The sequence below is a fragment of the Campylobacter concisus genome, assembly GCF_002092845.1.
Classification (GTDB): domain Bacteria; phylum Campylobacterota; class Campylobacteria; order Campylobacterales; family Campylobacteraceae; genus Campylobacter_A; species Campylobacter_A concisus_AQ.
Window position 1 is genome coordinate 113076 of the sequence record NZ_LVXF01000038.1, and the last position, 12649, is coordinate 125724.

Below are 12649 nucleotides of genomic sequence, written 5' to 3' on the forward strand. Positions count from 1 at the left end.
GATGTCAAATTATTTAGATTTTGAAAAGAGCATAAAGCAAATTGATGAAGACATAGCAAATGCTAAGATCAGAGGCGATGAACATGCTGTTGAAATTTTAAATAAAAACCTATCTAAAGAAATCTCAAAAGTATATAAAAATTTAAACGAATATCAACGTTTACAACTTGCTCGTCATCCAGATAGACCATATTCTATTGATTATATTAATGCGTTTTTAATTGATGGATATGAGATTCATGGAGATAGGGCTTTTAGAGATGATCCAGCGATAGTTTGCTACATCGGCTATATCGGAGGCAAAAAGACTGTCGTTATAGGCGAGCAAAAAGGCCGTGGCACTAAAAACAAATTAAGAAGAAATTTTGGTATGCCTCATCCTGAGGGTTATCGTAAAGCTCTTAGAGTTGCAAAAATGGCTGAGAAATTTAATCTACCTATTTTATTTCTCATAGACACTCCAGGCGCATATCCAGGTGTTGGAGCTGAAGAGCGAGGACAAAGTGAAGCTATAGCTAGAAATTTATTCGAGTTTGCAAATTTAAAAACTCCAATAATTGCTGTTGTTATCGGCGAAGGTGGAAGTGGCGGTGCTTTAGCTATTGGTGTGGCTGATAGACTTGCCATGATGAAAAACTCCGTTTTTTCAGTTATTTCTCCAGAAGGCTGTGCGGCAATACTTTGGAATGACCCAGCTAAACAAGAACAAGCTATAAAATCTATGAAAATAACAGCTGATGATTTAAAAAGTTTATCGCTGATTGATGCCGTTATAGATGAGCCGATAAATGGAGCCCATAGAGATAAAGATGGTGCTGCAAAAGCACTTGCAAATTATTTTATCTCAGAGCTAGCTGAGCTTGAAAAGCTTGATATAAATGATCTTGTTGCAAAAAGAATAGAAAAAATTCTCTCTATCGGAGCATTTGAAGAATAAATTTATAGTCACAACAATTTTATAAGAGTATTTATCAAATTTGTTTGTGGCATCATCTACTAAAATACTAAAACAATTTAAAAATCGGTATAAATTTAGTCGCTTTAACGGCCATAATTTTTACACTAGCTTTTATATCTTTAAGATTTAAACACTAAAATTGTTAATATCAAATCCATATAAAGAGTATTAATGAATAAATTTCAAGAAAAATATATCACTCTTTCAAAAGAATATTATAAAAATAATGGCAATGCTTCTAGTATTGAGGCGCTCTATCAGTTTAAAGAAGAGTTGGAAAATTGTGATGACATTCACGCAAAGTATGTTTTAGTCGATGTTTATCAGCTTTTATCTATGAGAAAGAGTGCTTACGACTTACTTTTAAAAATACATGACAAAAGTGATAAAAAGCAGCTAAAGACACTTGGCTATCTAGTGCAATTCATTGACGAAAATGATAAATGGGCGCTGCCTCGCCCAAAAAGTAGAGGTCAAATTTTGGCTCAAGAAGATAAAGCCTCCACACTACCAAAATTTATCTACCATCCTAACCCTTTAAAAACTGGCGCATTTAAAGATGATATTAGTATCTTGTGTGAGTGTTGTGGCAAAGATACTGAAGTTTATTATAGCGGTAGCATTTATTGCGAGCAGGATATTTCGTATCTTTGTCCTACTTGTATTTCTAGTGGTAAGGCTGCTAAGAAATTTGACGCAACATTTGTGCAAGATGCTGATAAACTAACTACAAGTGATGCTAAAAAGGATGACGAACTTTTTAGAAGAACCCCGGGCTACGAGAGCTGGCAGGGCGAGCATTGGATAGTTTGTTGTGATGATTACTGCGAATTTTTAGGTAACGTTGGCACAAAAGAGCTTGAAGAAATGGGTATAGCAGACGAGGTTTTTGAGGACTACGCAAAAAGAGCCGAATATGACGATAAAATGCTACGCGAACATCTTGTTAAAGCTGGCGATATTGCCGGATATTTGTTTCGTTGTTTGCATTGTAAGAAGTATCATATATACGTTGATGCTTGTTAAAGAGGAAAATATGGATATTATAAAAATTTCTAAAGGTTGTAAAAAACGTGGGCTGGATGAACTTTTTAAGCTTTTATCGCCACTAGCAAGAAATGCCATAAGGATAGATACCCAAGCTAAAAATGACGATGATATCGCCGTTGGAGCGTCTAAATTTGGCGGCTCGCCAGATCTACCAGATGGTTTATCGTGGCCTTCAAATGAAAACGGCGCTTTGAGTTTTGTGGCACAGATAAATTTTGCTGAAGCTAGCAAATTTGACATTGACTCACTACTGCCAAAAAGCGGAATGCTCTATCTTTTTTATGATAGAAATTTGCGTGTTTGGGGCTATGATCCTGCCGATAAAAACGGCTTTGCAGTGATCTTTTCTGATGTAAATGATGGGCCACTTTCTCGCAGAAGAGCGGAGAGTTTAGAGGGAGAAAATTCTACATTTAATGCGCGCTTGCTCAGCTTTAAAAATGAGATAAATTTGCCAAATTTACAAAGCTCGATTGTACCATTTAGTAAAATTAGTGAGGCTGAGTGGGAGGCTTATCATGAGGTTATTGAGCCAAGCTGGCAGGCTAAAGAAAATAAGCTCCTTGGGCACTCTGATAATGTCCAAGATGGTATGGAGCTAGAGTGTGAGCTAGTTACAAATGGGCTTAGTTGCGGTGATAGTAGTGCTTATCACCACCCAAGAATAGCAGAATTTGAGAAAAATGTTGCCCAGTGGCAACTACTTTTACAGATAGATAGTGATGATGAGGGCGATATGGACTGGGACGGAGAGGGCAGAATTTATCTATGGATAAAGAAGGATGATCTGGTAGCACGCGATTTTAGCAAGACGTGGCTAATTTTACAGACAAGCTAAGGCTGCCAAATTTACAAAAGATAAAAATTAAAATTTATAGAGAAATTTTATACTAGGGTTACACAATAAATTTTTATTAGCATTCTTGGTACGATTACCAAAAATTTACTGCCATTTATACAATTATCTACTTAAATATATAAAATAATCAAAGATGGTAATGCCCAAATTTAGGCAAAATTTAGTAAAATCCTTAAAAATTTTAAAGGCAAAATATGTTTAATGGCTTGATTCGTGAGATCGCACAGGTTGTTAGTTATTCACAAAATATTTTAAGGCTAAAGGCAAATTTTCGTCCAAATTTAGGCGATAGCATTGCTGTAAATGGTGCTTGCCTGAGCGTAATAAAACTACATGAAGATAGCTTTAGTGTGGAGCTAAGCGCAGAGAGTAGGGCAAATATCGCGGTTGAAAATTTAAAAGAAAGAGTGCATATTGAGCCAGCGATGAGGCTAGGAGACCGAGTAGATGGGCATTTTATGCAAGGACATATCGATTTTATCGGTAAAATTTCAAATATCAAAAAGAATGAGAATGGGGTTGATTTTTACATCGACTTGCCGCGCGATGCTATGAGCTTGATGTCAAATAAAGGCTCAGTGGGCGTAGAGGGCGTGAGTCTAACCATAAATGAAATTTTGCCAAAGGGTATAAGGCTAACAATCATACCAATCACATTTAAAGATAGTCTTTTTGGCACTTTTAAGGTTGGCAGGCGCGTAAATATCGAAAGCGATCTTTTGGCTCGATACGTAGCTAGGCAGCTTTTTTGCAAGCAAGATAGTGGCCTTAGCTGGGACGATGTTGAGCGAATTTCTAGCCTTTATTAGGTGGATAAAATGCGTGAAAATTTAGAGATCGTCTTTAATAAAAATGGCGTATTAGCTGGCTTTACAAATAGATTTGGCGGTGTGAGTGAGGGTGCTTTTGAGAGCTTAAATTTAGCAGATCATGTTGGCGATGATCCGTTAAAGGTCGCACAAAATCATGAAATTTTAGCAACGGCGCTTGGCATTATGCCTGTTAATTTAAAATTTATGAGCCAAATCCACTCAAATAGAGTGGAAATTTTGCAAGATTTTAACGACGATCTACCTCCATGCGATGGTGTGATAACATCACTAAAAGGCGTAGCACTTTGTGTCTTAGTCGCAGACTGCGCACCTGTTTTGATAATAGATGAACATCTTGGCGTAGTCGCAGCTGTGCATGCGGGACGCGCAGGTGTTACTAGTAAAATTTGCACAAATGCAGTGGGGCTGATGACGAGTGAGTTTGGTTGTCGTGCTAGTAATTTACGCGTATTTATAGGCGCAAATATCAAAGTGCAAAACTACGAAGTAGGCAAGCTGGATCTTGGTGAATTTAACCGATATAAAAATGATGGAAAATTTGATATAAACGCAGCTTTATTAGACGAATTTACTAAGCTCGGGGTAGAGCAAATATCGCTAGATCCTCGTTGTACTTTTGAGAGAGATGAATTATTCTCATACCGCAAACAGAGTAGGACTGGGCGTTTTTGCGGATTTGTGATGAATAGAGCCACATCGATAAATACTAAAAAATAAAAGCAAATTTTTAGCTTTATTAAAATTTACCCGCTAAATTGTATTGAACGTTTTGATATTTAATTTGATCTAAAAATGGCTAAATATAATAATTTTTAGCTACAATTTGACATCAAATCTCAAAAAGAACAACAACGAAAATCATGAAAATAGGTAGAATTTTGACTGCCATTATGTTAACAGGAGCCTTTTATATGGCGCAAGCACACATGTTTTGGGTAGATGGAGCTAATGATGAAAAGCTAGGAAAATTTATCGCAAACATGGGTTATAGCGACGATTTTCCAAAGCTAGAGCCTATTATGGCCGAACGCGTCCATCTTTTTGCGCCAATTACTGTAATAAGCAAAGATGGTAGCAAAAAGAAGCTTACACAAAGTGGCGAGAACTACCGCTATGAGGGCGAAAGATTAGACAAAGGCACATATATCTTACTAGCACAGCAAAATCCTATGTATTCGCTTAAAAAGCGTAGTGATGGCAAGTGGTTAATAGACAAAACTAAGCTTGATCTAAAGGATCTAAGCGATATACAGATTTGCCGGCTGATGACGATAACATCTAAAAGAGTCTTAAATTTAGGTGAAACAAACGACTTCGTAGCTAAACCTGTTGGAGTTAAAATCGAGATCGTACCGCTACAAAACCCAGCAGAATTTAGAGTAGATAAGCCTTTTAAATTGCAGGTTTTTGCTGATGGAAAGCCGCTAGAGCGAGCCAAACTAACTGGTACTTTTGCTGGATTTTTAGACCATAAGCACGCGTTTTACGGCATGACGGATGAGCAAGGCATCACTGAAGTATTAGCTCTAAGGCCAGGATTTTGGGTATTTGAGGTGATTTATGAAAGACCTTATCCAGATGCTGCGAAGTGTGATAAAGAGACGTTAAAAACGACGCTTAGTTTTGAGATAAAAGAATAAAAGTTTGATATAAATTTGAGTTCGAATTTATTATAAATTTTTTATAATCGCTTTGTAATTTTGAAAGTAGAGAAAGAATGCCTTACGAAAACTTTAAATCAAAAAATCCTCTTGTGCTAAAAATCACTACAAACGCAAGAAAATTTGGCGTAGAAACGCTACAAAATGAGGAATTTGTAAGCATTCTTTTAAATGTTAAGAAGCTTAAAATTTCATCCGAACAAAGACAAACGATGGCAGAAATTTTTGCTAAGTTAATAAAAATCGAAGAAGACTCGCAATTAAGTAAATAAACTTTAGTTTAAATTCATATTACTTTAAGTATAATCCCCCTTTATTTCACACACGACAATCCTAAATTTGGTTGTGCGAAAGCATTAATGGTCGTGGAGGATAAAACTAAATTCAAGGCAAAATGCCTAAAACAAGGAGAAACTCATGGTAACTATGAGAGATTTATTAGAGTGTGGCGTACATTTTGGTCACCAAACACGCCGCTGGAACCCAAAGATGAAAAAATTTATCTTTGGTGAGAGAAAAGGTATCTATATTATAGATCTACAAAAGACTATCCGCTACTTCCGCTACACTTACAACATCGTTCGTGACGCAGCTGCTGAAGGCAAGTCAGTGCTATTTGTCGGTACTAAAAAACAAGCTATCGACGCTATAAAAGAGTACGCTGAAAAATGTGGAATGCCTTATGTAAATCACCGCTGGTTAGGTGGTATGATGACAAACTTCGGTACTATCCGCCAGTCTATCCGCAAACTAGAAGTTATCGAGACTATGGAAGAAGATGGTTCGATAAATTTACTAACTAAAAAAGAGGCTTTGATGCTTCGCCGCAAAAAAGAGAAACTTATCGCAACTCTTGGCGGTATCCGCAATATGAAAAGCCTACCTGATATGATATTTGTCGTTGATACAGTTAAAGAAAAGATCGCCGTTCAAGAGGCTAACCGCCTAAAAATCCCAGTTGTAGCACCGATCGATACAAACTGCGATCCTGACGTTGTTGATTATCCGATCCCAGGAAATGACGATGCTATCCGCTCTGTTCAGCTTTTCTGCCAAGAGATGGCTGAGGCTATTAACGAAGGCAAATCACTTCTTGAGCAAGATGGTGGCGAGCAAGCTGCTAGTGAAGAAGTAAGCCAAGATGAGAAAGACGCAGTTGTAGCTGAGGCTATGAGCGAAGAAGACTTTGGCGAGGACGAAGAGTAATGGAAATAACTGCACAAATGGTAAAAGAGCTCCGCGAATCAACCGGAGCTGGCATGATGGACTGCAAAAAAGCACTTGGCGAAGCAAATGGCGACATGGAAAAAGCTGTTGATATCCTTCGTGAAAAAGGCCTAGGCCAAGCTGCTAAAAAAGCTGATCGCCTTGCAAGTGAGGGTTTGGTAAGTGTTGAAGTTTGTTCAAAATGCAAAAAAGCAACTATCAGCGAGATCAACTCTGAGACTGACTTTGTTGCTAGAAATCCACAGTTCCAAGCACTTGCAAAAGACGCAACTGCTCACATCCAATCAAGCGGCATAAAAACAGTTGAAGAGCTAAATGCGAGCACTTTAAATGGTGTTAAATTTGAAGATTACTTCAAAACTCAGATTGCAACTATCGGTGAAAACCTTGTAGTTCGTCGCTTTGAGACTATTAGCGCTGATGATAAGGGCGTGGTAAATGGTTATGTTCACTCAAATGGCCGTGTTGGCGTACTTATTGGTGCAGCTTGCGAAAGCGTAGAAGTTGCAAATAAAGCAGCTGAATTTATAAGAAATTTATGTATGCACGCAGCTGCTATGAAGCCAAGCGTTATAAGCTACAAAGACCTTGATAAAGATTTTGTTGAGAAAGAATTTATCGCACTTCGTGCTGAGCTTGAAAAAGAAAATGAAGAGCTAAAACGCCTAGGCAAGCCACTTCATCACATCCCTGAGTATGCTAGCCGCTGCCAGATAGGTGATGCTGAGCTTGCAAAAGCTACAAAAGCGATCGAGGAAGAGCTAAAAGCTGAGGGCAAACCTGAGAAAATTTGGGACAAGATCATCCCTGGTAAGATCGAGAGATTTTACGCTGATAACACAGTGCTTGATCAACGCCTTACACTTTTAGGTCAGTTTTATGTAATGGACGATAAAAAGACTATCGAACAAGTTGTCGAAGAGAAGAGCAAAGAGCTTGGCGGCAAGATCGAGATCGTAAAATACGTTCGTTTCGAGCTTGGTGAAGGCTTAGAGAAAAAAGTAGATGACTTTGCTGCAGAAGTTGCTGCTCAAATAGGCTAATGGAAATTTTAAGAGCGTCTAATCTAGGCTTTGCGTATGATTATACGCTCTTTAATAATATAAATTTAACTCTCAATCAAAAACAAAGCATCGCGATAACCGGCGTTAGCGGTTGTGGCAAATCAACGCTTTTACACATACTTTCAACACTTTTAAAACCAAATTTTGGTGAGGTCATCTATCAAGATAGATCGATCTATGAGCTTTCTCAAAACGAGCTTTTGGCCATTAGAAGGCTTCATTTTGGCATTATTTTCCAGTCACACTACCTTTTTAAAGGCTTTAGTGCTTACGAAAATATCGAGCTTGCTAGTATCTTATCTGGTGAAAATATAGAAAAAAATGATCTTGAAGCGCTTAAAATTTCAAGTGTGATAAATCAAAAAGTTGGTGAGCTAAGCGGTGGTCAGCAGCAACGCGTTAGTATCGCTAGAGTGCTTACCAAAAAGCCAAAGATCATCTTTGCAGACGAGCCAACGGGCAATCTTGACAAGCAAACAGCAAATGAGGTAATGCAAGTTTTATTTGACTATATAAATGAAAATAACGCTGCCCTTGTTCTAGTCACTCACGACAACGATTTAGCAGCAAAATGCGATAGCTCATGCAAGCTTGAGAACAAAGAGCTTGTGCAAATTTCTTAAATTTTAAAAACTAAAATTTATTATTTTATCTTTAATATTTTTATAAATTTTTCCAATTTAGATTTATCTATATCTTTATAATATAAATTTGTATTAAAAAGCTTTACGTAATAGGTAAAATCAGGCAAGCTTAAATTACTTGCCTGATTAATAAGAAAGTTTAGACTTATCCCGTCAAAAACCACCAACATGTTTTGTATTATTCTTATCAGCCTTTTGTTTTAAAAATTCCTCTTCCTCTTTTGTAGGTTTATATTCATCTTTGAAGAATTTTTTCTTAACATTGATTTTTTACTCTAGCATCTTCTTCTCATAATTTTTATATGTTGGCTTCCAATATTCAAGGTAAATTCTAAAGCCAGCGCTATATCCTGCATCATAGTGGTAGCTTACACATTTTAGCTCTTTACGACTGCCAAGAAGTTTTTATAGTGGGCGTGCATCTTTTGAGCTTGTGCTGATATTTTATTGCTACCTATCATATTTGTATGGCAGCTAGTGTAGCCATTATCACTGGTCGCTTTAAATTTGCTAGGACTCATTGCCTTGATTTTGATGGCAATCAATGCAATCAAAGCTTAGATATTCGTAATGAGGCTTTAGCTTATGCTTAGCTCTTAGCTCGTCAGAAACTACTATCTTTGTAATATTTAGATCGCTCTTTGGTATGTCAGTACTAATTCTATTAAGATAAATTAACAATAGACTAAAATTCGATTAAATAATAATCTCTCGTGATTAAATTTGTGTTGCTAAGTACTAAGATGCGCCAATAGCTACTACTACGTTATTCCAAAAGAATTTATAAGCGAATAGTCGGACTTTATAATTAGAGAAATTTTGTACTTTATGATAAGAAAGAAGGACTTTAAATTTCTTCTTTGATTTTTTTATAAAGCTCTAAAATCTCATCTTTTTTAATGATAAAACTATTTTTATTTGCTATTAGATAAGCTGAGCTTTGCATGATATCACCAGCGATCTTTAGTCCATTTTGTTTCATAGTCGAGCCAGTCTCAACGACATCAACTATCGCATCGCTTAAGCCAACTAGTGGTGCAAGTTCGATCGAGCCATAAAGCTTGATGATCTTTACAGCTACGGCTTGTTTCGTAAAATAATTTCTTGTTATATTTGGCATTTTTGTAGCTATTTTTAGCTCTGGCTGGCTTAGATCTAATTCAGAGTCATTTTTTATGCCAATACAAACTTTACACTGTCCGATTTTCAAATCTAGCAACCTTACAACGTTTGGCTTGTGCTCTTCAAGTACGTCAAGCCCCACTACACCAATATCAGCTGCACCTTCAGTGACATAAGTTGGGATATCTTGGTTGCGAACCATTAAAAATCTAAAATTTCCTTCTTCAAGGATTAGTTTTCTGTCTTCAAATAAAAAACTTGAACCAAAAATTTTTCTAAAGATTTCTAGTGTTGCCTCGGCTATTCTTCCCTTTGGTAGTGCTACTGTTATCATATTATCATATCTTTCTTTTCAGTTATTAGCTTTTGCATGGCACGAAAAACTAGCATCTTGTCGCAAATAGCGTTTTTAAAAAATTTTGACAAAAAGTCGCCATCTCCACCAGTAAAATAGACCTTTTTGTCGCCAGCTAGTTTATCTAGTAGAGTTATTATTGGTTTAATAATGCCATAACTCACGGCATCGGCTGTTTTTTGTGGTAGGGCATCTATGTCAATTTGCGAATTTATAGTAATATCAAGTCGTGGCGAGATACTTTTGTAGGCGTTTAGCATACTTGAAATGCCTGGCAAGATATATCCTCCAAGATGGATAGAATTTGCCATAATGTCAACTGTTATGGCGCTTCCAGCATCAACGATTACGCCATTATTTATAGAGTAACATGCTGCGATTCTATCTACGCCTAGACCCTGATATATCGTATCAATAGTAAAAAATGGTTCTAGATCCACAAACATCTTATTATCTTTTAAAATATTTAAAATTTCATCATTTACGGATATAAAATATACTTTTTTTTCTGGCTTATAGCTTTTAAACTCAGAAATTTTCATACGTGAGATTTTGCCATCTTCTAAAAATGTAGCGTTAGTATTGCCTATATTACACAAAATCATAACATCGCCAATTATTGTCTTGTAGTTCTTTTAAGGCTTTAGAACAAATTTCTGAGCTATAAAATATAGTTTTTTTTCTTAGGCTTGTTTGGAATTTCGTCTCTATTTTTTTAGAAATTTCTTCAAGCTCCAAAGCCTCTTTGCGTAGTAATCTACTTTTTGCTGTTCTTAAAAAGACAAGATTGTAAAAGCTCTTATTGTCCACTCCCCAAAAGATATCAAGCGTCTTTTTTGTGCTAAATTCACTTGTATTAAGTGCTTTGATATCTTTTAAAAGGATTTTTTTGGCTTCAAAAAGCTCCCAAATTTTTTGGTTCATTGCCCTAAATTAACAAGTTCATTATCATAATAAAAGGCACCATTGCCCATAAAGCTTTTATCTTTTATCTCATCGCTAAACTCATAAATTTCAGCTCCACTGAGATCTAAATTTGTCTTTATAACATAGCCTGTTTTTTCGATTACGTAAAGCTTATTGTTGATAATAGTAGCTGCTGAGAAGATGGCAAATTTGAAATTTACTTTATTTTGCTCTTTTAACATAAGATTTGTTCTTACGATCGTACCATCTTTTTTAAAAATATAAATTTCATCGTTATTAACCAGTACATCTTTGATCTCACCGTCATAATAAACTGTTTGGTTTGGGTTAATGACGATTAGTTTTTTCGCTGTTGCTGCAATTAGATTATCGCCCTCAACGCCTAAGAATATGATGTTATTAAAGAAATTTTCAGAGCTTACGACCACGTCACGTAAAATTCTACCAGTCTCTTTTTGTACTATATAAATTTTGCCATCTAATGCCGGATAAACGATAAGCGAGCTCATAAAAAATGGTGCTACGATTCTTGAATCAACTGCTGCTATATTAGACGAGCTATATTCCATTATTGTTGTTGCGGTATTTGTGTCTATTAGATAGATGTGGTTTGCCGCGCTGATAGCTGCTAATAGGTTTTGGTCAAGAGAAGCAGCAACGATTGCTGTTGGAAATTTATTGCTATAAACGCTGTGTCCGCTAGGATCTGTCACATTTAGATCGCCATCTATACTAGCTGAGATGATAAAGCCGTTGTTTTCATTTAAGAAATTAAAATTTTCAGGCAACTTGATGTTTGTATTTAGGCCATTTTTGGTGATAATATTGCCGTTATCAAGAGTGGCACCATTTGCATTTGCTGATTTGATATAAGATGGCATATCTTTTGACAAAGAAATTTTGCCAGAGGTTTGAGCTGGCTCAAAATATTGTCTTTTTGTGCCACATCCGCTTAAAACTAAAGCCAAGGCAAAAGCCAAGAAAAGAGTAATTTTTTTCATTATTTTATTCCCTGATAGTGTTTTAAATTTTTAACTAAAGTTTGAAGTTGAGAGTCGAGTGAAATTTTATTAAACTCATCATTTGCTTCTTTGATTTTGTTTTGTTTTAAAAGCTCAAAACCTTTTAAAAGTGTGCTATATTCGCTTAAAATTTGATTGTTTGCATTACCATTTTGTGAAAGAATTATATCTTTTACTATAGGATTTACTTTTAAATTCGCAAGCTCACTAATGCCATTTGTCTCATTTTTATCAAGCTTTTGCTGAAGTGAAAAAAGTGCATATAAATTTGGTTCTTTTTCTTTTAAAATGCTTAAGGCATTTGTATCGCTTGGATTTAAAATGAGCTTTGAGTAAGCCAAATTTGCATCTTCAATTCTATTATCATTTATTATTTTATTCGAATAAAATCCAATAATTGCAATGACGGCAACGATAATGGCAATTATCATAAATTTTTTATACTTTCTAAAGAAACGCTCACCTTTGATCATGCTTTCTAAAAACTGTTCTTGAGCACCAATCTCTTGTTTTATCTGTGTTAGATCTTCTTTTATAGCCAACGCTTTTCCTTTATTTTTAAAAAATTTTAATTCGCAGATTTTAACATAATTAAATTAAAACTATCCCAAAATTAAAGCTTGAATGTGATATAATGGCTCAAAATTAATTAATAAGGTTACTTATATAATGCAAATAGATGATACTCTTTTAAATAAATTAGAAAAACTTTCTGCCTTACAAATCAGTGATGAAAAAAGAGAAGAAGTAAAAAAACAACTAAGCGAGATTGTTTCTTTTGTTGATATTTTAAATGAACTTGATCTAAGTAGCGATGAAGCTGTAGTTAGCTCTATAAAAGGTGGCACGCCTTTAAGAGAAGATGAGCCAAGACCAAGTGATGTGATTGATACGATCTTGAAATACGCTCCTTCACGTGAAGGGCAT

17 protein-coding genes are annotated in these 12649 nt (G+C 35.7%); 11 read left to right on the forward strand and 6 right to left on the reverse strand.

Annotation, left to right across the window (positions count from 1 at the left end; translation table 11 throughout):
* Position 1: 1 nt before the first annotated feature.
* From accA to A3854_RS07450, 10 genes are all read left to right on the forward strand, one after another.
* Positions 2–937, forward strand: a complete 936-nt coding sequence (accA, locus tag A3854_RS07405) for an acetyl-CoA carboxylase carboxyl transferase subunit alpha (RefSeq protein WP_084041942.1) — start codon at positions 2–4, stop codon at positions 935–937.
* A gap of 192 nt (positions 938–1129) precedes the next feature.
* Positions 1130–1984, forward strand: coding sequence for a CbrC family protein (locus tag A3854_RS07410; protein ID WP_084041943.1), 855 nt, complete (start codon positions 1130–1132; stop codon positions 1982–1984).
* Positions 1985–1994: 10 nt separating this feature from the next.
* Complete coding sequence (locus A3854_RS07415; protein WP_084041944.1) at positions 1995–2846, forward strand: YwqG family protein; 852 nt, start codon at positions 1995–1997, stop codon at positions 2844–2846.
* A gap of 215 nt (positions 2847–3061) precedes the next feature.
* A complete protein-coding gene (ribE, locus tag A3854_RS07420) occupies positions 3062–3676 on the forward strand; it encodes a riboflavin synthase (protein WP_084041945.1) in 615 nt (204 codons plus the stop codon).
* A gap of 9 nt (positions 3677–3685) precedes the next feature.
* Positions 3686–4417 carry a peptidoglycan editing factor PgeF gene (gene pgeF, locus A3854_RS07425; protein ID WP_084041946.1) on the forward strand — a complete coding sequence of 244 codons (732 nt, stop codon included), beginning with the start codon at positions 3686–3688 and terminating at the stop codon, positions 4415–4417.
* Between the two features lie 143 nt (positions 4418–4560).
* The gene (locus tag A3854_RS07430; RefSeq protein WP_084041947.1) at positions 4561–5340 is read left to right on the forward strand and encodes a DUF4198 domain-containing protein; all 780 of its coding nucleotides are present in this window, start codon (positions 4561–4563) and stop codon (positions 5338–5340) included.
* Positions 5341–5417: 77 nt separating this feature from the next.
* A complete protein-coding gene (locus A3854_RS07435) occupies positions 5418–5633 on the forward strand; it encodes an acetyltransferase (RefSeq protein ID WP_084041948.1) in 216 nt (71 codons plus the stop codon).
* 145 nt (positions 5634–5778) lie between these two features.
* Positions 5779–6567, forward strand: coding sequence for a 30S ribosomal protein S2 (gene rpsB / locus A3854_RS07440; RefSeq protein ID WP_084041949.1), 789 nt, complete (start codon positions 5779–5781; stop codon positions 6565–6567).
* The gene (gene tsf, locus A3854_RS07445) at positions 6567–7631 is read left to right on the forward strand and encodes a translation elongation factor Ts (RefSeq protein ID WP_084041950.1); all 1065 of its coding nucleotides are present in this window, start codon (positions 6567–6569) and stop codon (positions 7629–7631) included. Before rpsB ends, tsf begins: the two co-directional genes overlap by 1 nt.
* Complete coding sequence (locus A3854_RS07450; RefSeq protein WP_084041951.1) at positions 7631–8275, forward strand: ABC transporter ATP-binding protein; 645 nt, start codon at positions 7631–7633, stop codon at positions 8273–8275. Before tsf ends, A3854_RS07450 begins: the two co-directional genes overlap by 1 nt.
* Before the next feature lie 398 nt (positions 8276–8673).
* On the opposite strand, the gene A3854_RS09850 is transcribed toward A3854_RS07450, so the two are convergent.
* From A3854_RS09850 to A3854_RS07480, 6 genes are all read right to left on the reverse strand, one after another.
* Positions 8674–8817: a hypothetical protein gene (locus A3854_RS09850; RefSeq protein ID WP_257639894.1), complete on the reverse strand. Its 144-nt coding sequence runs from the start codon at positions 8815–8817 to the stop codon at positions 8674–8676.
* A gap of 326 nt (positions 8818–9143) precedes the next feature.
* Positions 9144–9752 carry an ATP phosphoribosyltransferase gene (hisG, locus tag A3854_RS07460; protein ID WP_084041952.1) on the reverse strand — a complete coding sequence of 203 codons (609 nt, stop codon included), beginning with the start codon at positions 9750–9752 and terminating at the stop codon, positions 9144–9146.
* Positions 9749–10378, reverse strand: coding sequence for a type III pantothenate kinase (locus tag A3854_RS07465; protein WP_084041953.1), 630 nt, complete (start codon positions 10376–10378; stop codon positions 9749–9751). The genes hisG and A3854_RS07465 overlap by 4 nt, the downstream gene beginning before the upstream one ends.
* Positions 10365–10697 carry a hypothetical protein gene (locus A3854_RS07470; RefSeq protein ID WP_084041954.1) on the reverse strand — a complete coding sequence of 111 codons (333 nt, stop codon included), beginning with the start codon at positions 10695–10697 and terminating at the stop codon, positions 10365–10367. The genes A3854_RS07465 and A3854_RS07470 overlap by 14 nt, the downstream gene beginning before the upstream one ends.
* Positions 10694–11701, reverse strand: a complete 1008-nt coding sequence (locus tag A3854_RS07475) for an L-seryl-tRNA selenium transferase (RefSeq protein ID WP_084041955.1) — start codon at positions 11699–11701, stop codon at positions 10694–10696. Before A3854_RS07475 ends, A3854_RS07470 begins: the two co-directional genes overlap by 4 nt.
* Positions 11701–12264: a hypothetical protein gene (locus A3854_RS07480; protein WP_084041956.1), complete on the reverse strand. Its 564-nt coding sequence runs from the start codon at positions 12262–12264 to the stop codon at positions 11701–11703. The genes A3854_RS07475 and A3854_RS07480 overlap by 1 nt, the downstream gene beginning before the upstream one ends.
* Positions 12265–12391: 127 nt before the next feature.
* Here A3854_RS07480 and gatC point away from each other — a divergent pair.
* Positions 12392–12649 (forward strand): Asp-tRNA(Asn)/Glu-tRNA(Gln) amidotransferase subunit GatC (gene gatC, locus A3854_RS07485; RefSeq protein ID WP_084041957.1); only part of this gene is annotated, 258 nt, incomplete at its 3' end.